This is a genomic window from Bifidobacterium sp. RTP21102st3_E2_RTP21102_210122 (assembly GCF_040916945.1).
In the GTDB taxonomy this organism is placed as follows: domain Bacteria; phylum Actinomycetota; class Actinomycetes; order Actinomycetales; family Bifidobacteriaceae; genus Bifidobacterium; species Bifidobacterium longum.
Genome location: NZ_JBCPAN010000001.1, coordinates 303,211 through 324,243, shown reverse-complemented (window position 1 = coordinate 324,243; position 21,033 = coordinate 303,211). Strand labels below are relative to the sequence as shown.

Annotated in this window: 16 protein-coding genes and 1 pseudogene; 3 read left to right on the top strand and 14 right to left on the bottom strand. The window is 57.4% G+C overall.

Going from position 1 to position 21,033, the window contains the following annotated elements; genetic code table 11:
• The first annotated feature begins 29 nt into the window (after nucleotides 1-29).
• Nucleotides 30-1,490 (top strand): DUF349 domain-containing protein, encoded by a 1,461-nt coding sequence (locus AB5287_RS01450; RefSeq protein ID WP_007053980.1) that lies wholly within the window; start codon nucleotides 30-32, stop codon nucleotides 1,488-1,490.
• A gap of 205 nt (nucleotides 1,491-1,695) precedes the next feature.
• Here AB5287_RS01450 and AB5287_RS01445 read toward each other — a convergent pair whose 3' ends face one another.
• The 3 genes and pseudogenes from AB5287_RS01445 to AB5287_RS01435 form a co-directional block, all read right to left on the bottom strand.
• Nucleotides 1,696-3,489: a bifunctional UDP-sugar hydrolase/5'-nucleotidase gene (locus tag AB5287_RS01445; RefSeq protein WP_011067912.1), complete on the bottom strand. Its 1,794-nt coding sequence runs from the start codon at nucleotides 3,487-3,489 to the stop codon at nucleotides 1,696-1,698.
• A 171-nt stretch (nucleotides 3,490-3,660) separates the two neighbouring features.
• Nucleotides 3,661-3,912, bottom strand: a pseudogene (locus AB5287_RS01440) (creatininase family protein); the annotation flags it as partial.
• 227 nt (nucleotides 3,913-4,139) lie between these two features.
• Nucleotides 4,140-6,749 carry an ATP-dependent Clp protease ATP-binding subunit gene (locus AB5287_RS01435; protein ID WP_347010244.1) on the bottom strand — a complete coding sequence of 870 codons (2,610 nt, stop codon included), beginning with the start codon at nucleotides 6,747-6,749 and terminating at the stop codon, nucleotides 4,140-4,142.
• 150 nt (nucleotides 6,750-6,899) lie between these two features.
• Between AB5287_RS01435 and AB5287_RS01430 the strand changes: the two genes are divergently transcribed.
• Complete coding sequence (locus AB5287_RS01430; RefSeq protein WP_013410845.1) at nucleotides 6,900-7,865, top strand: universal stress protein; 966 nt, start codon at nucleotides 6,900-6,902, stop codon at nucleotides 7,863-7,865.
• 460 nt (nucleotides 7,866-8,325) lie between these two features.
• On the opposite strand, the gene AB5287_RS01425 is transcribed toward AB5287_RS01430, so the two are convergent.
• From AB5287_RS01425 to AB5287_RS01380, 10 genes are all read right to left on the bottom strand, one after another.
• Complete coding sequence (locus tag AB5287_RS01425; RefSeq protein ID WP_226842431.1) at nucleotides 8,326-9,417, bottom strand: zinc ribbon domain-containing protein; 1,092 nt, start codon at nucleotides 9,415-9,417, stop codon at nucleotides 8,326-8,328.
• A 90-nt stretch (nucleotides 9,418-9,507) separates the two neighbouring features.
• Nucleotides 9,508-10,158 carry a zinc ribbon domain-containing protein gene (locus AB5287_RS01420; protein WP_226842430.1) on the bottom strand — a complete coding sequence of 217 codons (651 nt, stop codon included), beginning with the start codon at nucleotides 10,156-10,158 and terminating at the stop codon, nucleotides 9,508-9,510.
• Nucleotides 10,159-10,172: 14 nt separating this feature from the next.
• Nucleotides 10,173-10,793 (bottom strand): zinc ribbon domain-containing protein, encoded by a 621-nt coding sequence (locus tag AB5287_RS01415; protein WP_226842428.1) that lies wholly within the window; start codon nucleotides 10,791-10,793, stop codon nucleotides 10,173-10,175.
• A 105-nt stretch (nucleotides 10,794-10,898) separates the two neighbouring features.
• Nucleotides 10,899-11,714, bottom strand: coding sequence for a zinc ribbon domain-containing protein (locus tag AB5287_RS01410; RefSeq protein WP_124226433.1), 816 nt, complete (start codon nucleotides 11,712-11,714; stop codon nucleotides 10,899-10,901).
• 39 nt (nucleotides 11,715-11,753) lie between these two features.
• Entirely contained in the window at nucleotides 11,754-13,397 is a 1,644-nt protein-coding gene (locus AB5287_RS01405) for a zinc-ribbon domain-containing protein (RefSeq protein WP_226842435.1), read from the bottom strand.
• Between the two features lie 241 nt (nucleotides 13,398-13,638).
• The gene (locus tag AB5287_RS01400) at nucleotides 13,639-14,811 is read right to left on the bottom strand and encodes a DUF3027 domain-containing protein (protein WP_368220421.1); all 1,173 of its coding nucleotides are present in this window, start codon (nucleotides 14,809-14,811) and stop codon (nucleotides 13,639-13,641) included.
• A gap of 8 nt (nucleotides 14,812-14,819) precedes the next feature.
• Entirely contained in the window at nucleotides 14,820-15,209 is a 390-nt protein-coding gene (locus AB5287_RS01395; protein ID WP_007053193.1) for a cold-shock protein, read from the bottom strand.
• 69 nt (nucleotides 15,210-15,278) lie between these two features.
• Entirely contained in the window at nucleotides 15,279-17,270 is a 1,992-nt protein-coding gene (locus AB5287_RS01390) for a HAMP domain-containing sensor histidine kinase (protein ID WP_185303203.1), read from the bottom strand.
• 29 nt (nucleotides 17,271-17,299) lie between these two features.
• The gene (locus AB5287_RS01385) at nucleotides 17,300-18,031 is read right to left on the bottom strand and encodes a response regulator transcription factor (protein WP_156625269.1); all 732 of its coding nucleotides are present in this window, start codon (nucleotides 18,029-18,031) and stop codon (nucleotides 17,300-17,302) included.
• Nucleotides 18,024-18,689 (bottom strand): TPM domain-containing protein, encoded by a 666-nt coding sequence (locus AB5287_RS01380; RefSeq protein WP_195554320.1) that lies wholly within the window; start codon nucleotides 18,687-18,689, stop codon nucleotides 18,024-18,026. The genes AB5287_RS01385 and AB5287_RS01380 overlap by 8 nt, the downstream gene beginning before the upstream one ends.
• Nucleotides 18,690-18,904: 215 nt before the next feature.
• Between AB5287_RS01380 and AB5287_RS01375 the strand changes: the two genes are divergently transcribed.
• Nucleotides 18,905-19,195 carry a WXG100 family type VII secretion target gene (locus AB5287_RS01375; RefSeq protein WP_007053189.1) on the top strand — a complete coding sequence of 97 codons (291 nt, stop codon included), beginning with the start codon at nucleotides 18,905-18,907 and terminating at the stop codon, nucleotides 19,193-19,195.
• A gap of 98 nt (nucleotides 19,196-19,293) precedes the next feature.
• Here AB5287_RS01375 and groL read toward each other — a convergent pair whose 3' ends face one another.
• The gene (gene groL, locus AB5287_RS01370; RefSeq protein ID WP_007053188.1) at nucleotides 19,294-20,919 is read right to left on the bottom strand and encodes a chaperonin GroEL; all 1,626 of its coding nucleotides are present in this window, start codon (nucleotides 20,917-20,919) and stop codon (nucleotides 19,294-19,296) included.
• Nucleotides 20,920-21,033 lie beyond the last annotated feature (114 nt).

Here is a 21,033-nt window from a genome sequence, read left to right as displayed (position 1 = left end):
TATGCATTCTACGCTTTAAGGAGCTGGCCATGGCCGACGAAACTGTCACCGAACCCGTAAACACCGCTGCGCCCGAAGAGCAGGCAACGACACCCGCACCCGAGGCCAGCGCGGCCACGCCGGCGCCGACTCCGTCCCCCGCTTCCATGCCGAAACCGCACGCGCCCTCCCCCGCCGCCTTCGCCAAGAAGACTCCGGCGGCCAAGCCGCGCGCTGCCGCCCCGGCCGCCGCCACCGCCGCCTATTCCGAGGCTGATGTCAAGGCCGCCGAGGCCTTCGGCCGCGTGGATGACAACGGCACCGTCTTCGTTAAGGATGGCGACGCCGAGCGCGAGGTAGGCCAGTTCCCGGATGTCTCCAAGGAAGAGGCGTTGGCACTGTACGCCCGTCGTTTCCTGGATCTCAAGGCCAAGCTCGATCTGCTGGCCACCCGCCTGGCTTCCCCGAACATCAAGGCCCGTGAAATCGACGAATCCGTGAAGCTCTTGGGTGAAGAAACCTCCGAGCCAGCCGTCGTGGGCGATCTTGCCGCACTCAAGACCCAGTACGAGGAGCTGAAGGCTGCCGGCGAGGCCAAGAAGACCGAAATCGCCGAGGCACGCAAGGCCGCCCAGGCCAAGGCCGTTGCCGAGCGCACCGCCATTGTCGAGAAGGCTGAAGCACTGGCCGCTTCTCTGGGCGACAACACCAACTGGCGCTCCACCGCCGACAAGTTCCGTAACCTGTTCGACGAGTGGCAGAACCACCAGCGCACCACCGTGCGCATCGACAAGCCGGAGGCCGAGGCGCTGTGGAAGCGCTTCTCCGTCGCCCGTACCACCTTCAACCAGGCTCGCCGCAAGTGGGCTCAGGCTCGCGACAACGAGCGTACAGCCGCCAAGGAAGCCAAGGAAGCGATTATCGCCGAGGCCAATGAGCTCAAGGATTCCACCGCTTGGGGTGAGACTTCCCGCAAGTTCAACGATCTGATGGACCGTTGGAAGAAGGCCGGCCGCGCTGGCCGTAACGAGGACGACGAGCTGTGGGCCAAGTTCCGCGAAGCCGCCGACACCTTCTTCAACGCTCGTCAGGCCGATCGCGATCAGATCAACTCCTCCGAGAAGGAGAATCTGGCTGCCAAGGAGGCTCTGCTGGTCAAGGCCGAGGCTCTGGTGCCGGTGAAGACCGACGCCGAGGCCAAGAAGGCCCGCCAGGAGCTGGCCAAGATTCAGGAAGAGTGGGATCAGATCGGTTACGTGCCGCGTGACGATATGCGCCGCATCGAGAACCGTCTCGACGCCGTTGACAAGCAGATCAAGGCCATCGAGGATGCCGCTTGGAAGCAGACCGATCCGGAGGCCGACGCCCGCAAGTCCAGCTTCGAGGAGCAGCTCAACGCCCAGCTCGCCGAGCTCGACGCCAAGATCGCGGCCGAATCCGACCCGAAGAAGAAGGCCAAGCTCGAAGCCGAGAAGGCCACCAAGGAGCAGTGGCTGAACGCCATCAAGTAAGGGTCTCGCCAGGTGCCCCTCAGAGAGGGGAGCTGGCAGCAAGGCTGACTGAGGGGAGTTTACGGTTATACCGCAAGCTCCCCTCAGTCGCCTACGGCGACAGCTCCCCTCAGCGAGGGGAGCGTCGTCATATTTATGCCGTTTTCTCCTGCCCTATACTCATAACTTCACCCCATAGTTCCTCAGTCACCCAGCAATTGGTGTCTTACGCCTGAGTCCCTACCGGTACTGCAACAACTGCCGTGAGCCCTTGATGTGCGGCCAGATATTCATGCAACGGCTGGCTGTATGGCATATCCAGCTCGCCGTAATTGGTTCCGGCACGGAAGGCGGGGTAACTGTCGCCGCCCTGAAGCAGATATGAATTGGACGCGATAATCACCAGGTCATCGTCCGCAATCGGTCGGCCGTCAACGGCGAGGTTCGCGATACGAACCGCCGCATGTTCGTCGGCAGCACACTCGTCAGCGTCAGCGTTGGTATCAGCGCCGGAATCAGTATCAACGCCGGCATCGGCATTGCCGCTCTCACCAGCCGTACCGCATTCGGCATACCGATACGTCACGTTCGAGGAGATGCCGAGCCAGCGCCGCTCCAGTCGCCCATCGTCACGGCGAAATTGCTCGGCGAGCACTCTCTTCACATCGCGCCCGGTGAGCGTCTCATGCGCGGCCTTGAACTGCAAGGCCATGAGACTATCCACCTCGCGCACGGTGACTTTGCCATCGCCATTCATATCAAGCCGTGGAGTCCGCAGACTGCCATTATTCGAAAATCCGATTACCGGCAAGCGATTCCCGGCATACACATGCTTCATGATTGACTCTCGGTTCGCGTCCGCCACCAGCACACCGACCGTATTCCCGTGCTTGTCCGAACCTTGTTTGTCGAAATTCACGCCGGAGGCCAAGGTGCCAATCACCGCGCTGCCGGTATGGTTCGCATATGTTGCCGACGCCTGGTAAATATGCTGTGCGCGCGATACCTCATCGTTCTCCTCAGCACCGGCAGACATCCAAGCGGCTTGCGCCGGATGCGCATTAAGCCCATCCACGCCCAGCACGCCGTCAACCGCCGTATGGCTGGTGCCATTGCCGAGGTCCACATCGGCCACTCGCACCGTGGCGCGACGCCCGGCACCGGTAATGATCAAATCCTGCACGGCCATGTTCCGCCCGAAGCTGCCCGCCTCGTAAATAGGCGCGCCACCCGCGGTTGTACCACGCTTGATCGCGTGACTGTGACCGGTGTATACCACATCAACATCTCGCCCAATATCGGCGGCGGCTGAAGCATCGGCATGCAGCAAGGCCACCACCGCATCCACCTTTCCGGAGCGCTTGAGTTCACGGGCCACACGATTGATCGCGTCCACCGCCCGTTCGTCAAGATCGGCATCACGAGTGATCTGCGGAGTGGCCACCGAGCCGAGCGCATCAGTAAGGGCGCCCACGAAACCGATCCGCTTGCCGTTCACCGTTCGAATCGTAGAGTCACGTACGTGGCTCAGCAGTCCGTCAGGCGACTTATTGGCGGCAGACGCGTTGGCGCACAGCCAGTCGATGCCGTTGCTGGGATCAGCGATACGATTGTTGAAATCGGCGACACCGCGGTCGAACTCATGGTTGCCTATCGCCGAAATCGTCAATCCCCACGCTTTGGCCATATCCAGCGTGGGTTGGTCCTTCTCCACCGCCGACTCATACGGGGAGCCTCCCACCAAATCGCCGGTCGATACCGGAATCATATTGCCGGGATTATGGCTGTCGGCCACGGTGAAGGCGGTGGCGTTGTCCGCACCACGTTCGATATGCCCGTGAAAATCAGTGATGTCGGCGATGGTCACCGTACGGGTGCCGGAAGATGGATTATCGCCGGAAAAAGGAACGGCTCCCGTGGTTCCCGCACAAGCATAAGGAACCACCAGAGCCGTAAGGATAAGCGCTACTGCACCAAAAGCGATCCCCGATCGCTTGCCGGCCCACCGCCGGTTCTTCATATTCCTGCTCACACCAGTCACGCTAGAATCGTCGATTGAATGGCCATGCCTAGGAAGGCGACTCTCAGGTGAATTCTTAGCGGCGTCTTGGGATGGGAAAGGCCTGACCCCATACTATCAGGGTCAGGCCTTTGCAACCCGAGTCACTACGAATGCGTCAGCAAGGGGAGATTACTCGCCAAATTCCTCGGCACAGATCTCAGCTACCGCATCCACGCACGCCTCGGCAATCAGACGGCCGCGTTCGGCGCTCGAGCCGGCCGGATTGGCGAGTCCGCCGTGAGCGGGAACGTCACCTTGGCGCACAGGGTAGCGGACATAGGATTTCGCCGTGGCACCGGCTTCCTCGACCATACGGTCCATGTGCACCAGTTCCGGCGCATAGTGGAGCATCAACGAAGTTTCGGTGACGGCCGCATGCTGTTTACCCGCGAGGAGACCATCGACACCGGACTCGCCCTGCTGTAATAATCCGACACAAACAGTAGCTCCCCTTGACAGGGGAGCTGTCGCCAGAGGCAACTGAGGGGTAGACCACAAACGTGCACATCATGTATGCGTTTGTGGTCTACCCCTAAGTCAGCTTCGCTGACAGCTCCCCTGTCAAGGGGAGCTTTTCTGGTATGCGCTAGCTACGCTATCGAAACGGACTACTCCTGCGGAGCGTCACCGGAATCGGCGGGAGCGGATTCGGCCGGTTCAGTGGCCGGAGTGGCGTCGGCTGGAGTCTCGCCATCAGTGGAGGCACCGTCTTCGGCGGGCCTATCGGCGGCGGCCGGCTCCTCGAACTTCTCACCCTTGAAGGTGAATTCGCCGAGGATACCCTCGCCTTCCGCATCCACAATCACGCGCTGACCGTCTTCGAGATCGCCCATCAGAATCTTCTCGGAGATGGCGTCCTCGATGTCGCGCTGAATCACGCGGCGCAGCGGACGGGCACCGAGCAGCGGGTCGAAGCCCTTCTGCGCAAGCAGGTCCTTGGCGGCGTCGGTGAGTTCGAGCGACATATGACGGTCGAACAGGCGGTCGTTGAGCTGCTTGACGTCCAGATCCACGATCTGGCGCACCTGCGGCTCGGTGAGCTGCTTGAAGACGATGATGTCGTCCAGACGGTTCAGGAACTCCGGGCGGAACTGCTGCTTCAATTCGGAGCTGACCTGGTCCTTCATGCGCTGGTAGCTGGACTCGTTGTTGGCACCCAGGTTGAAGCCCGTGTTGGCGGCCTTGGCGATGTCTCGCGTACCGAGGTTGGTGGTCAGGATGATGATGGTGTTCTTAAAGTCCACCTTGCGGCCCTGACCGTCGGTCAGGTGGCCGTCATCGAGCACCTGCAGCAGCGTGTTGAAGATGTCCGGATGAGCCTTTTCGATCTCGTCGAACAGCACCACGGAGAACGGCTTGCGGCGCACCTTTTCGGTGAGCTCGCCGCCCTCCTCGTAGCCGACGTATCCCGGAGGTGCACCGAAGAGTCGCGAAGCCGCGTACTTCTCGGAGAACTCGGACATATCCACGCGAATCAGCGCGTCCTCATCGTCGAACAGGAATTCGGCGAGCGTCTTGGCCAGCTCGGTCTTGCCGACGCCGGTGGGGCCGGCGAAGATGAACGAACCGGACGGGCGCTTCGGGTCCTTCAGACCCACGCGAGTACGGCGGATAGAGCGGGACAGGGCGGAAACCGCCTCGTCCTGGCCGATGATGCGCTTGTGCAGTTCGGCTTCCATGTTGAGCAGTTTCTTGGACTCGGCCTGAGTCAGCTTGAACACCGGGATACCGGTGGTGGAGCTGATGACCTCGGCGATCACGTCCTCGTCCACGACCATCTTGACGTCGGACTCGCCTTCGCGCCAGGAGTCTTCCTTCTGCTTGCGATCGGCTTCCAGCTTCTCCTGCTTGTCGCGCAGTTCGGCGGCCTTCTCGAAGTCCTGGCCCTTGATGGCCTCGTCCTTGTCGGCGGCGATCTTGGCGATCTTCTCGTCGAGTTCCTTGAGCTCAGGCGGGGCGGTCAGGCGCTTGATGCGCAGACGCGCACCGGCCTCATCGATCAGGTCGATGGCCTTGTCAGGCAGGTTACGGTCCTGGATGTACCGGCTGGACAGCTCTGCGGCAGACTGCAGCGCGCCATCGGTGATGGTCACGTGGTGGTGGTTCTCGTAACGGGAACGCAGGCCCTTCAGGATCTCGATGGTCTCGGCGATGGTCGGCTCGTGCACCTGAATCGGCTGGAAACGGCGTTCCAGAGCCGCGTCCTTCTCGATGTACTTGCGGTACTCGTCGGTGGTGGTGGCACCAATGGTCTGGAGCTCGCCACGGGCCAGCATCGGCTTCAACATGTCGGAGGCACCCAGCGCGCCGTCAGCCGAGCCGGCGCCCACGATGGTGTGAATCTCGTCGATGAACAGCACGATGTCGCCACGAGTCTTGATTTCCTTCAGCACCTTCTTCAGGCGCTCCTCGAAATCACCACGGTAGCGGGAGCCGGCCACCATGGAACCGAGGTCCAGCGAGTAGACCTGCTTGCCCTTCAGGGTTTCCGGCACGTCGCCGGCTTGGATCTTCTGGGCCAAGCCTTCGACCACAGCGGTCTTGCCCACGCCGGGCTCGCCGATCAGCACCGGGTTGTTCTTGGTGCGGCGGGAAAGCACGACCATAACGCGCTCAATCTCGTTGGTACGGCCGATGACCGGGTCCAGCTTGCCTTCAGCGGCTTCGGCGGTCAGGTTGCGGCCGAACTGATCGAGAATGGCGGAACCGGACTTGTTCTGCTTGTCCGTCACGCCGCCGGCGTTGGCCAAGTCGCCCTTGCCGTCACCGGTGCCGGTGCCGGAGTTGCCGCGAATCATATCGATGGTCGCGCTACGCAACTCGCCCAGATCGACGTCCATCTTGATGAGCACCTGGGTGCCCACGCCTTCGCCTTCGCGAATCAGGCCGAGCAGGATGTGCTCGGTGCCGATGTAGCTGTGGCCCAGCTGCAGGGCTTCACGCAGCGAAAACTCCAACACCTGCTTGGCGTGCGGAGTAAAGGGGATGTGCCCGTTCGGAGCCGCGTTGCCCTTGCCGATCATTTCTTCAACCTGCTTGCGGGTGGCATCCAGCTCCACGCCCTTCGAGGCGAGTGCCTTGGCGGCTACACCCTCACCTTCGCGGATCAGGCCGAGCAGCAGGTGTTCGGTGCCGATGTAGTTGTGCTGAAGGGCCCTCGCCTCTTCCTGCGCCAACACGATCACGCGCCGTGCACGGTCGGTAAACCGTTCGAACATGCTTGTCCTTCCTCAATTGACATTCCGTCTTACTCTACCGATTCACGATGACGTTTATTCATGAGATTCCACGAATTGCGCCGTGAGAGGAGAAGAAAACGATATGCTGGTTCTTAGATTCACCCGTAGTCGATTACAAGGAGGCTCGAAATGAGTGAAGCTGCAACCAAGCCCGACATCGTTGTCGGTGTGGATGGTTCCGATGAATCCTTTGCCGCGCTGAAGTGGGCGCTTGAGGAGGCCTCGTTAACCGGCCAAAGCGTCAACGCCGTGTTTGGCTGGACGCATTCCTGGGATATGGGATCCGAACCGGACAGTGACGAGGCCTGGGCCAAGGTCCGCCACGATATTGCCAACGAGCTGCGTGTGTGGGTCGACAAGGCCGCTGCAGGCATCGACTTCGATCCGGCGAATCTGAAGCTCACCTCGGTGAAGGCCTCCGGCACTTCGGCCCTGCTGCAGATCGGCCATGATTCGCAGCAGATCGTGGTCGGCCGCCGCTCGCTGAGCCGTATGGCCCGCTGGTTCATGGGGTCCCTGTCCGCTTCGCTGGCCGAGGCCGCCGAAGTGCCGGTGACCGTGGTGCGCATCGCCGGCAGCGAGGATGAGACCGTGACCGACGCCATTGCCAACGCCCTGACTCCGGGAGACAAGCCCGTTCACTACACGCAGCCTCAGCCGGTGGTCGAGGAGGCTCGCCGCCCGGTGGTGGTTGGTGTGGATGGTTCCGAGACTTCCCGCCGCGCGTTCGATTTCGCACTGGAAGAAGCACGACTGCACGACGCGCCGCTGCATGTGATGTTCTGCTGGCAGCTCAAGGATTTGGGCGTTATTCCGGGCTATGAGAACGCCGTGGCACCGGTGAAGGTCGGTCAACGCCGCGCCGAGGAGATTCTCGCCGAGCTGATGGCCAAAGCCGAGATTCCCGATGGCGTCAAGGTCAGCACAAACGCCTTCCATATTCCCGCATCCAAAGGTCTGATCGCGGCCTCGCGGTACGCCAGCCATCTGGTGGTCGGCTCGCGTGGCCTGTCCGGGCTGGACGCGCACTTCCTGGGATCGGTGTCCCGCCAGATCGTGAACTTCGCCGAGTGCACGGTGACCGTGGTGCACTGAGCCCGCGCAGATGGCATAACACGCTAACACGAATCTCGGTGATGGGCTTTTGAGAAGAAAGCATCCCCTCTCAAAAGCCCATCACCGAATACCAATTTATGGCAGATTTCAGTCATCCATTTTTGCTCTCCCGCGTTCCCTACGATCAAGAGAAACGAAATATGAAGAATCCACTCACTGAAATGACCTACCCTAATTTGTCATTGATTATCTCATCCTGCAGATAATACACATTCCAATCAGATGGTTCATTTGCCGACCCCACGGCACCATGCGTATAAGGAACCAGCAGGAATGGCCTCGATGTATCTGGTTGGACAAAGCCAACTGAACATTGCCCATCCAGGCATAAATACCGACGCAGGGCATCCGGATCAACGCCTTTGGGAAAATACCAAACGACGGCTTGATAGGACAGCATGTCGGAATGCGGCACATCATCGCAATCAGAACCGGAACCTTACATACATGTCGCCTCGTCCTCCGGCCCGGTTAGCGTCAGGCCAATGCCATGCCTATAAAGAAAATCCTGGTTCTTGTCCCCTCCTATGGTCAAGGAATCCGTGACGTTCCCGCTCTGTAATGGATCGTTCACACCGACCTGTCCAACAATGCTTCCATCAGTGTGCATAAACCAGCAAACGCCATCAAGACGGCAATACATGCCCGAAATGCTGCGATACGATCCGTCCACCGCGGCTCTCACAATATCGTCCATCGTGTAATCGTCTCGAGATTTTAGCGATTTGCTTACTGCATCAATTGCCGCAGGAAGACCATCGACCCATGAACGCTCCTCACTGCGTACGGACCGTAGTTCCCGAGCAGATGCGTCGCCATCACAACTGAAGGTCTGATTCTTTATGCCGTCGTAAGCTGTGGAATCCTTGCGAAAATCAAATGCACTGATATTGTCGAGACCATTATCGGGTAGAGCATTTTTCCGCGCCTTCGAAAAACGCCGATACTCAGCTCTGCAATCAGCAAACGCATGGCTCTGATCTTGTATTGCCTTCGGGGTAATCCAAAAGCTATTGACGATACACAATATGATGATCAATACACCCGCAATTATGGCAGCAATAATCATAAGAAACGAAGAACGTGCAGCATGCACGGAATTGACAGTGAAAGACGACGATGTCTGACGACGTCGCTTATCACGATGCAGGACAAATACCACTAATGACAGGATGATTCCCACACCGGAAATACCCCATCCTGCCATGCGCATGCTGCCGATATATTTAACGGGCAACACTCCCATAAGCATGATTCCCATTTGAGCGACCAACGCTACCATTGTCAGTCCGATTGCACTGAACAGCAAACAGGTCAATACACGGATAGACGATTGCCTCATGGAGGATGCAACTGCTACGGAGTCTGCGCCATCTGCCGCCACGGCAAAGGTATCGAACGAGGTTTCTCGCGATGCCGTTGATTGTGCAACGGTTTTTTGCTGCCATACAGTATCAAGAGGTTGTCCGCAGTACGGGCAGAAATTGGAAGCCTCCATTTCTATATGTGAACCACACAATGGGCAGAACATTATGTCTCCTTTTGATGTGTCTTTCGGCCTTACCAGTGCAGCTACAAACGACTACGAAGAGCTAAGCATCATTGCTCATCAATCAACTCCTCAATACTCCAAAATGACAGTCAGCTCGTCATCGCTGTATGTCCATGTAGCAGTGATGCCATCCCACTTATCTGTTTGTGTTCCATCCAGTGGACGGGTATGCCCCATTTTCGATTGCACAGAATTCGGCATATCAAGCTCATGAAGTACACAGACAGCAATGTCAATATTGTCCGAGTTGGTGGTAATAGTCAAAGATCTACCGTTGTCACCGATAACGAACATATTGTAATCATCGCCAACATTGTATTCCCAATGTTCCGAGTCAAATTGGGTCTCACATGCGTTAATCGCACTCTGGAACGAACGATAACGTGTTGTCCACAGGCCGACGCCAATGTATACGATTATTGCAGCGACGATAACGGCTACGGTGACAACCACGGTCGTGCTGGTCCCGGACTTGGTGGGTGCCGGTCGGGAAACCGATTGGGCGGCCTGTATCTGCCAATTCGAATTCGACTGAGTCGGCGGATTCGACGAATATGATGATTCCGCACTTGGAGCAGACACCACCACTGACGGAGTTTTCGTTTCCGGAGATGTCTGCGATTGTGCCGGCTCGCCGGAAAGAATCAACTTGGTCCCGCATTGCGGGCAGAACTGCTGCCCAGGTGCCGACTGCGCACCGCATTTATGGCAATACATCATGTTCTCCTTCGAGCTCAAGCATCCTTATCACTGACCAGCAGCAGAATGCCGCTGATCAGATTGACGAAAATCAACGTGCACACGGCGAACGTGGTGGTATTCGGCCTTTCGCCGGTGTATAAGCGCCAGCTATACACCGTCATTGGAATCATCCAAGCCAAGCAAATCAGAAACAGGAAACCTGAACCGGACGCAAACAAAGTGGCGACGCCATATAGTCCATAAAGACTGCAGAACACGATATTCACTATGGCGGCGATCAGACGCAACGTGCTGTCGCGACTGGTTTTCACATAGCCCCTTGGCGTAAACGTCTGCACAGGTTGCTGCACATAGATGTATTGCGGTTGGGGCTGCGTCTGCGTAAACTGCGGCACAGATTGAAATTGTTGTGATTGAGGTGCCGTCTGCTGCTGTGTTGGCAGTAGTCTTGCCCCGCATTTGAGGCAGAATATTTGCCCTTCAATACTGGTTTTCGCACCGCATTGGCCACAAAACGGCGGCACCTTCGGCTCCTGCACCGCATGCAGGAATGTGGTCTGCGTTTCCGTCTCCGGCAATTTCACGCCACAGCGCGCACAAAAACGCTGTCCGTCAATCGAAACCTGTGCCCCACAATTGCCACATGTCACCATGTCGAGCTCCTTTCTGCAGCGCTCCGTCTACGCAGACAGATGCAAACTGCCTTTTGGAATACGATGGAATAAAATACGCCCGTGAAATCAGCCGAAGCGTCCTCTCTACTCTTCTGAAGAATCAGTGGAAGACGATTTCATATGGCAATACAGCATGCTGTTGTTGGCATCATACACACAACGGGCATCAAGATCACCATCGACGGATTGATACTCCATTTTCGAGACGGCCGATTTCGCCTCATCGCTAGAATATACATATTTCGACGGGTCCGAAGCCGCCAAGCCAAACAGCTCCGACATCAATTGAGTACCATCCTGAAAACTCTGCTGCGAGAAAGACGAACCATCGCTACTGCCGATACCCGCCTGTGAAGCGATGCAACCCAGTAAGCGGACCGTTTGCATGGTTCCGGAATCATCCATAGACAATGCAACACGAAGGTGATCGCCATCATCCGCAAAGTCCGCCGCAGCAGCATCCCGCACTCCATCACATTCCGAAACAACCTTTGCGGTCAACGGGTCACGATTTGCTGAATCGGAATCAGGGTTACCGTTATTATTATTTGATGTTTTTATCCAGCCCAATTCGGCTATCTTGCCGCTATCGCTCAGTACATGCCATCCTGCGATGAGCATGGCAATTCCAACTACAGCTGCGATAATAATGGTAATGATCTTCTTTTTTGATGAGATATTATCCGGTCGCACGCTCTCAGTTGAAGCCCACTGTACGGCCAAAGGTTCAGCCGATTCCACCCACAATGATGGCGTCTGCACTTTGCTGGTCCGCTCGCCGGATATTGCGGAATCGGTACTGTTGGAATTCTTTGTTGTCCATTTAAGCAATTTCGCTCCGCAACGCATGCAGAAATCCTGATTATCACGAGCTTTTGCTCCACATTTATGGCAAAACATGATTATGCTCCTTCGTATGCCGTTCAATGATTGTTGCAATTACTGTTTGTAGAACACAGAGTTATCAGAGAGGAGGTCGATTTGCCGATATTGCATTGATTGGCGATTTATCTGCGAAAACCACAAATATGGTTTATCGCCGGTGGGCAAAGCGGAATGGTCCACGGGATCATCTTGATAATGAGAGTAGTGTTCCTCGATATCCGTGCCGGGCATAACATAGCTAAGCACAACCTGCGTTCTGCCATCACCCACTGGCTGGCAGTTAATACTGTCCATATCATCGGCACACAACTCGATAGGCACAAGACTATATGGGTCTCCAATACCTCCAAAATTCACGGCATGCAGGTTATACGTGGCAGATGTTCCGTCATCAGCTGCCGGTAGTGGACTCTCTCCCACAGACGTTGTAATGGTGTTGCCGGCAATAACCACGCAACTACCATCTCTACGGCAATATGTTCCCTCAATCGGGGTCATGGAATCACCATCATGGACAGTTTTGAAAAGATTGAGGAACTGATTATAGTCCGGCGTCACTGGACTTTCCGATTGTTGACTTTCGTTTTGCGGCTGTTCCTCGGCATTCTCCTTTTTTTGCGATTGTTCCTCCGCGTCCTTATTGTCCTGCGACTTGTTCTCCTCATCCTTGTTATCTTGAGATTTTGTCTGTGCTTGTGCCGCGGTCTTGCGAGCCTCATTCGCGGCCTCTACCACGTTGATGCTATTTACTGTCATCACGCATATTGTCGTTGCAAGAAATGCCGACAATAACGCAATACATACCGGTGCAACGGAACAAACGATCACGCTCAATTTTGGCGCAGACCGCATCGCCTGGCTATTGGTGTCATCAATCACTTTCCGGATATGGCTTTCCAAAGCATCGACATCAATATCCAACGACATGGCTTCATGCTCGGAATCGGCGGAAAACGAATGGCCCATGTCCGCTTTCAACATCGCTTCCCCGGCCGTGGGCATAAAATGCACATATTTGCCAACGGCAATCAGGAACGAACTGGTCCTGCATGACTTCGGCAATACCTTGAGCAGCGGACGCATGGCATCATGAATTTCCGTGATCGCCATGCTGTATACCGGCTCCATTCTTTTGCCAGACACCGTCTCGCGGCATTTTCTATAGAGTTCCGGTGTTTGTATCAGCGATACGACCGATATAACAATGGCAATCGCTGCGCACACCAACGAAGGCACACCTAATTTCAGCAACAAATCATGTTGATGTGTCTTTCCAACCGCAAATGCAATGGTGATACCCGCTGAAACGATAAGAGAAATCACCAGAACGGCGACTATTCTCAGCAGATTTTTATGCCATTTGTTTTCGGCGACATATGCATCATCGTTTTTTTCTTGGAATTGATTGATAGCAGTTTGCGCCATATACAATATGCGTAATATTTTATAGGAAACATCTTCGCTGAGACCTATAAGTTGATCCGAGAGTACATTCTGCTGTTGGGGAGCAGGATTGGCGTTTATTTTGTCGGTGTAATATACCGATGTATTGGCATCAATACAAAACTTGGAATCATCCACACCATCATCTAAGAATTCTTGCAACGAAACACCACATCTGCCGCAGAACAATGAACCTTCCGGCAGTTTCGTGCCACATTTGGGGCAAAACATTATGGATTGATCATCCTTGTCCATCACAGTGCACCCCTTTCACGCAACATTGCGATACACAGGAAGTGCAGATATACGCCCTTCCCTCTGGCTCTGACGTTACCCCCCCCCGGTATCTTGTCAAAAGGGCTGACGGATCGGCCGCGGCGACATCACTTTCCGCGCTGATGTTGCTCAAACAAATTCAGCGGCGGCATTCCGAGAAAGATATGTTCTTTCTGGAATACCGCCGCTGAAAACGAATGGATTATGGGCTATTCGAAGATTATTCCTCGTCCGCCCTGTTCTGGCGCAGCTGCTCGATGAGATCGATGACGGTTTCGAGTTCAGGAGTCACATCGTCTGAAGGACGAACGTTATCCTCTTCGTCGTCCATCTCATCATCCTCATCATCATCGGCAACGGTGTTGTTGAGGATATCCTCTTCGGTGGCCTCGTCGTCAGCATCAGACTTGGAATCGTCGCTGGAATCAGCTGCATCAACATCCACAACGGAATCGGATGCGTTCTGTGCAACGGACTCATCACCGGCAGACTGGGATCCTGCCGCCTCCTCAGCGGGCTCAGTATCGACGGCGTTCCCGTCAACAGTCTTCTGTGCTTCGATATCATCGCCGGCAGGCTCGCCTGTCTTGTCGGTTTCGCCTTCGGCCTCGTCCTGGGCAGCCGGCTCCTGCTTGCGCGGACGGTTGGCCACCACGTCGATATGCAGATCGTCGAAAGCGGGCTTGGACTGCACCCACAGCTGGCTTGGCTCGGGAGGTTCGATTTCGGAATGCTCGCCGCAGCCGTGGTCCAAGGAAACCACGCGGCCGTCATCCGGACTCCACTTGTTGGCGCACACGCCGAACATACGGTCGAGTTCGCCCGCGAGCGGCACGAAGAAACCACAGGTGGAGCACAGGTTGCCTTCAGCGGTTTTGGTGCTCAACGCTTTGGGGCCTCGCGGACCTTCATACCAGCGCTTGGCAGCCTGCGCACGACCCAACGAGGTCAGCACGTGACGGCGGGTCAGTCGGAAGGTCTCGACGGCGTCGTTGACATCCTGCAGCGAGGATTCCTCGACTTCGCCTTCCTCGATGCGCTCGTCATCCGGATCGGTACCGATCGAATCGGTGGGAGCCAGATCCGTGGGCTCAAGGCGATCCTTCCAAGGAATCCACTTGGGCGGCATCAACGCGCCCTCAGTGGGGATCAAGGAGGATTCGTTGACGGTCCAAGAGTCGATCTCCTCGTCGTGATACAGCGTCACCGACCATTGCCATCCTTCGTAGCCACGGATATTCGCGGCGAAGCGGAAGTCAGTGACGTGATCCTCAAGATCATATGAGGTAACGAAATCCCCCACCTGATCGCTCTCGTCGGCCACTTCGAGCAGCACGGCGCGCGCGATGGCGTGAGGGTCCGGTGTCACGATGGTTTCGGTGGTATCAGTCATAGATCAGATCAGTCCTGTACATCGAATTGATCCGCCACCGCACGCAGCAACGTGGCCAGCTTTTTGCTGTCGGCAGCAGATGGGTAACGGTGACGGCGCAACGTATTGCCGGCCGCATCAAGCATCTTGATGAGGTCCTCGCAGATGGCGGCCATGTCATCCGCCTTCGGGCGGGTGGCCTTGACCAAGCTGGGAGCGGAGGCGATCAGGCGAACATCCATGGCCTGCGGCCCACGACGGCCGTCCACCACGGAATACTCCACCTTGGCCCCCTTGCGCAACGTGGTGACGCCAGTGGGTAGGGCCTGAGCCGGCAGGAACACGTCCTTGCCTTCCTCACTGGTGATGAAGCCATAACCCTTGGCTGCGTCAAACCAACGAACTCGACCGGTGGGCATTGCGAACCTTCCTTAATCCTCAATGGAAATAGTAAACCGAAGGTACAGTTTACCTCACAGGGCTTGACCTCACGCTTTGGGCTGAGTCGCCTGAGTCTTACGCTCAGAGCTGAACCAAGAAGTCTTCTGTTTGGCGTCCTTGGTTTTGCCGGTGGACTGCTTGGGCTCAGGAGCGGCGATCTGCTCAATCGGCAGCACCACGGTGAAGGTCAGGCCTCCCCCATCGGTGCCGGTGGCGCAGATAAAGCCGTGATGTGCTTTGACCACGGATTGCGCGATGGCCATGCCCAAACCAGTACCGCCCTTTTCGCGGGCACGGGATGGGTCCGCGGTGTAGAAGCGTTCGAAAATCTTCGAGCGCGATTCAGGCGGCACGCCGGGGCCATGGTCCACGAAACGCAATACGGCGTATCGATAGCCGGTCTGCATCGAGGCACCTACTTCGGCGGCGTCGATGAACCGCCGCATTGACGCGTCGCTGGCGGGCATGCGAGCGAGCTGTCTTGGATCGATGGCGGCCGGCATCACACCGAGCGCGGCTTCAGCGGGCGAATCGGCAGGCGTGTAGCGGTGGATGTTGCCCACGATGTTGGTCACCACCTGGCGCAGTCGAGAGGCATCACCGGGCAGTACGACCTCAGGCCAATCGCCTTCGGCAAGGTTGAATTCGGCGGGATGGTTCAAATCGCGCGCCGGTTCGAGGGAAATCCGCATGCGGCAAACGGCACGGTCCGGGTCGAGCGCGTGCAAATCGTCGACGGCGTCGGTGACCAGCGACGAGAGTTTCACCGTGCCGGTCATATCGATGCCGCGCCCCTCATCGAGACGGGCCAAAGACAGCAGATCCTCAACAAGAACAGTCATGCGCTGGCTGGACCGTTCGATATGTTCGATGGACTCGTCCGCACGCTCCAAGGCACCAGGCATATCGCGCTGCATCTTATACAGCTCCGCATAGCCATGGATGGCGGCCAACGGGGTGCGCAGCTCATGGCTGGCGTCGGAGACGAACCGTTTCATCTTGTCGGTGGTCTCCTCCTGCTCATGGAAACTGGATTCTATTCGGGTGAGCATGGAGTTCAGCGAGGCGGCCAGGGAGCCGACCTCGGTGTTTTCCGGCGCGGAAGGAATACGTTGGCTCAGGTCACCGGCTGCAATTTTCGCGGCGGTCTTCTCGATGCGCTTCAGCGGCGTCATCGTGTGCTGGATGATCAGCGTGGACAGGGAGCCGCCGAGCAGCACCACGGCGATGCCGACCACAATGCAGTATCGGGTGAGTGTTTTGACGGTGTCGATCTGGTCGGCCAGCGACAAGCCGATGTACACCACGGCCCGGTCCTTGCCGTTTTGTTGGAAGGTCACCGGCAGAATACGCCATGGTGCCCTCGCCGTGACGATGGCGGCATGGTTGGCATTGACAGTGGGGTTGGCCAGTACCTTGGTGATGGTGTCAGAGGAATTGGAGTTTCCGTTGGCCGAATCGTTCTGGTTGTCCGCACTGTCGGACTGCACCGTAATGATCTGCTTGGCCACCGCCTGCGTAGTGAATGCCTGACCGAGCGTGATGCCATTGGTATCGCCATAGGTAGGCAGAATCGGCACCGATACGATACCGTCCTGCATCTGCGGCATCAGCGGAGTCACGACCAGAGGATTGCCTTCTTTGTCTTTGGTTCCGTCGGTGTATTGAATCTGCAGAAAGTACGAGTTCGGCCCCGATGAGTCATTTTTTGACAGCAGATCGATATTGTTGACCACCAGTTGGCTTTGCGAGCTTAACTGGGTGTCGGTTTTCTGCAGCATGTAGTTGTTCACCAACGCGCGGATGGAGAAGGAAATCACCGACACGCCGATGAGCAGCACGGCGATGGTGCAGGCCACCAGCTTGCTGCTCAACGAGATACGGTCGATATGCCGCATCAGCATGTTTTTCTTACGCTCGCGCTGCTCTTGGAAATGGGCGGCGAACGGCGGCATTGCAGGCATGGGATTCGTGTTCGGGGCGGCGTTCGGCGTGCTGCTCGGCGGTACGCCGCCTGACTGCTTATCGGGGATACTCATGAGATTGCGATGCGTTATGGAGGGGACGACTAGTTCTTCGGTTCGCGAATCATGTATCCGATGCCGCGCTTGGTTTCGATCAGCGGAGTCACCTTGCGCTTGCCGCCTTTGCCGTCGTCGACCTCGATGCCGTCGACTTTCTTGCGCAGGTAGGAGATGTACGATTCGACGATGGCTGCGTCGCCGCCCCAGTCGTATTGCCAGACATGGTCGAGAATCTGTGCCTTGGACAGTACTCGGCCCTCGTTGTCCATCAGGTAGCGCAGCAGCTTGTATTCGGTAGGGCTCAGGTCAACCGGCTGCCCTGCACGGGTCACGTCGTGGGAGTCCTCGTTGATTTCCAAGTCGGCGACGCGAATAATCGGGTCGTCTTCCACCTGTTCGCGGGTACGGCGCAGAATGGCGCGGATGCGAGCCACGACTTCCTCGAGGCTGAACGGCTTGGTGACGTAATCGTCACCGCCGACGGTCAGGCCCATGATCTTGTCTTGGGTGTCGTCACGAGCGGTGAGGAACAGCACAGGGGCGTTAATGCCTTCCTGGCGGATGCGACGGGTGACGGTGAATCCATCGATGTCAGGCAGCATGACGTCCAACACGATGAGATCAGGCTGCACTTTTTCGATAACCTCAATGGCTTCGGAACCGGAAGCGGCGGTGTTTACCTCGAATCCGGCGAAGTGCAGGGAAGCGACCAGCAGTTCTCGGATGGACGGCTCGTCGTCGACAACAACAATCGATGCTTCAATAGGCTTACTCATGTTTCCTAGAGTGTCGCGCTCTTCTGGGCGTTTCCTGAATGTCATCTTGGAGTTCGGCCTTGGAATCCTTCTTGATCTCCTCGCGCCGACGAATCACCACCATGACCACGATGATGATGACCAGCGCCACCAACACCACGCCCATGATGATTATGCCTACGGTCACCGTGGACGATGAGGTGGAGGCTTTTTTGGATTTCACGATTTGATCCATCATTGCCGTTGCCGCGCCAGACCAGCTCGGCGGGTTTTCCAGTAACGGCTGCTGTGCGGCTTCGGATATCTTATCGACGGTTTTGTTATCGAGAAGCCACTTATCGGAGTTCTTGGACACGACGACCACCAGGTTTCCGTCATTCGAGGCCACGGCAAGCATCACTGTGTTCGGCTTGGGATTCATGGACTCCATCACGGTTGCCGCCCAGTCTCCCGGTTTCTGTTGACTATTGAAACTGGAAAGATACAGCAGATGCACGTGTACACCGGTTTCCTTCTCGGTTTTGGCGATGGCATCCGTGACTTCGGCCGCATGGGAGCCCAGGAGATTTTCCGTATCCGTGATGTTCTCGGTGATGGTCACGCCGCTGTCGGTGCTGCTGCTGGAGCTGTCAGAGCTGTCGCTCGAGTTATCCCCATAGGCATTTGCAGTTATCCACATTGCGTTCATCGCTACTGCAGCAAGGGCGCAAATGGCGCAAACAAGCCATTTTCGGACCATATTCCCGAAGGCCGAATAGGACGGCTCCGAAGCTAGGACCACAATAGTTGTTTTTCCGTCTTCCCGATTCGTTGTTGACATATCCTCCACCTTAACGGCCGGTATTGGCAATCGGCCGCCATACATACCATTAACCCTCTAGAAAAGGAGCAACGATGCCCCAATATCAGGTAGATTCCGAGCGAATCCAATCATCCTCGGCCGCAGTGGCCACTTCGATCTCGCAAATCAGGCAGGCCGTGGGCGGCATGTACACCAATCTCAATGCCTTGCAGGACGCATGGCGAGGTTCGGCGGCCACCCAGTTCACCGCGGTAGCCGAACAGTGGCGTGCGGCCCAACAGCAGATGGAGGCCTCACTCGAGTCCATCCAACGCTCGCTGACGCAAGCCTCCACCGTGTACGCTGACGCCGAAATCCAAGCTTCGCGCCTGTTTGCCAGCTAGTTTCTTGGCTCTCCTCCCTGAGGGGGGCTGGAATACAAAAAAAGGGGATTCCCGAAGGAGTCCCCTTTCAGCTCAATCAGCTAGCGATCGTTTGCGGATCAGTAGCCCATGTCGGCACCGGCGGCCGGGGCAGCAGACTTCGGCTCCGGCTTGTTGGCAACGACGGCCTCGGTGGTCAGGAACAGACCAGCGATGGAGGCGGCGTTCTGCAGAGCGGAGCGGGTCACCTTGACCGGGTCGGTCACACCGGCGGCCAGCAGGTCTTCGTAGGTGTCGGTGGCGGCGTTGAAGCCTTCGCCATCAGGCAGGGAGCGGACGGTGTTGATGACCACGTCACCGGACACGCCGGCGTTCTCGGCGATCTGCTTGATCGGGGCCTCGATGGCGCGGAACACGATGGCGGCACCGGTAGCCTCTTCGCCGGTCAGGGAGGTGACGGCCTCGGTCTTCTCGGCCTTGGCAGCAGCCTGAACGAGGGCCACGCCACCGCCGGGCAGCAGGCCTTCCTCGATGGCGGCCTTGGCGTTACGCACGGCATCTTCGATGCGGTGCTTGCGCTCCTTGGCCTCGACCTCGGTGGCAGCGCCGACCTTGATGACAGCCACGCCGCCAGCCAGCTTGGCCAGACGCTCCTGCAGCTTCTCACGGTCGTAATCGGAGTCGGTGTTCTCGATCTCAGCGCGGATCTGGGCCACGCGAGCGTCGATGTCTTCCTTGGAGCCAGCGCCCTGAACGATGGTGGTCTCGTCCTTGGAGACGATGACCTTCTTGGCGTGGCCGAGCACTGAGGTGTCGACGGACTCGAGCTTCAGGCCCAGTTCGTCGGAGACAACCTGAGCACCGGTCAGGATGGCCATATCCTGCAGCATGGCCTTGCGACGGTCGCCAAAGCCCGGGGCCTTGACGGCGCAGGACTTGAAGGTGCCACGGATGTTGTTCAGGATCAAGGTCGGCAGTGCTTCGCCGTCGACGTCCTCAGCGATGATCAGCAGCGGCTTGCCGGTCTTCATGACCAGCTCGGCCACGTGCACGATGTCCTGCTGGGATGAGACCTTGCCGGAGGTCAGCAGAATGTACGGATCTTCGAGCACTGCGGTCTGGTCGTCAGCGTTGGTGACGAAGTACGGGGCGATGTAGCCCTTGTCAAAACGCATGCCCTCGGTGAAGTCGAGGTCCAGGCCGAAGCGGTTGTTGTCTTCAACGGTCACAACGCCGTCCTGGCCGACCTTGTCCAGAGCCTCAGCGATCTTCTCGCCGACCTCAGGGTCAGCGGCGGAGATGGTGGCGGTAGCAGCGATCTGGTCCTTGGTCTCGACGTCCTTGGCGGCAGCGACGAGTTCCTTGACGATGACCTCGGTGGCCTTCTCGATGCCGCGACGCAGGGCGATCGGGTTGGAGCCGGCGACCACGTTCTTCAGACCCTCGTGAACCAGGGACTGAGCAAGCACGGTTGCAGTGGTGGTGCCGTCACCGGCGACGTCGTCGGTCTTCTTGGCGACTTCCTTGACCAGCTCGGCGCCGATGCGCTCGTACGGGTCTTCAAGGTCGATTTCCTTGGCGATGGACACGCCATCGTTGGTGATGGTCGGAGCGCCGTAGGTCTTGTCGAGCACGACGTTGCGGCCCTTCGGGCCCAGAGTGACCTTGACGGTGTTGGCGAGCTTGTCAAGGCCCTCCAGCATGCCCTGACGGGCTTCCTCATCATAAGAGATGATCTTTGCCATGGTTGCGTATTCCTCCAAATGGCTAGGTATACCGGTTATCACTCGCAAGCGTCGAGTCGTGACGACCAGCCGTCAGCTGCCGATTATCACTCTCGACCTCCGAGTGCTAACCCA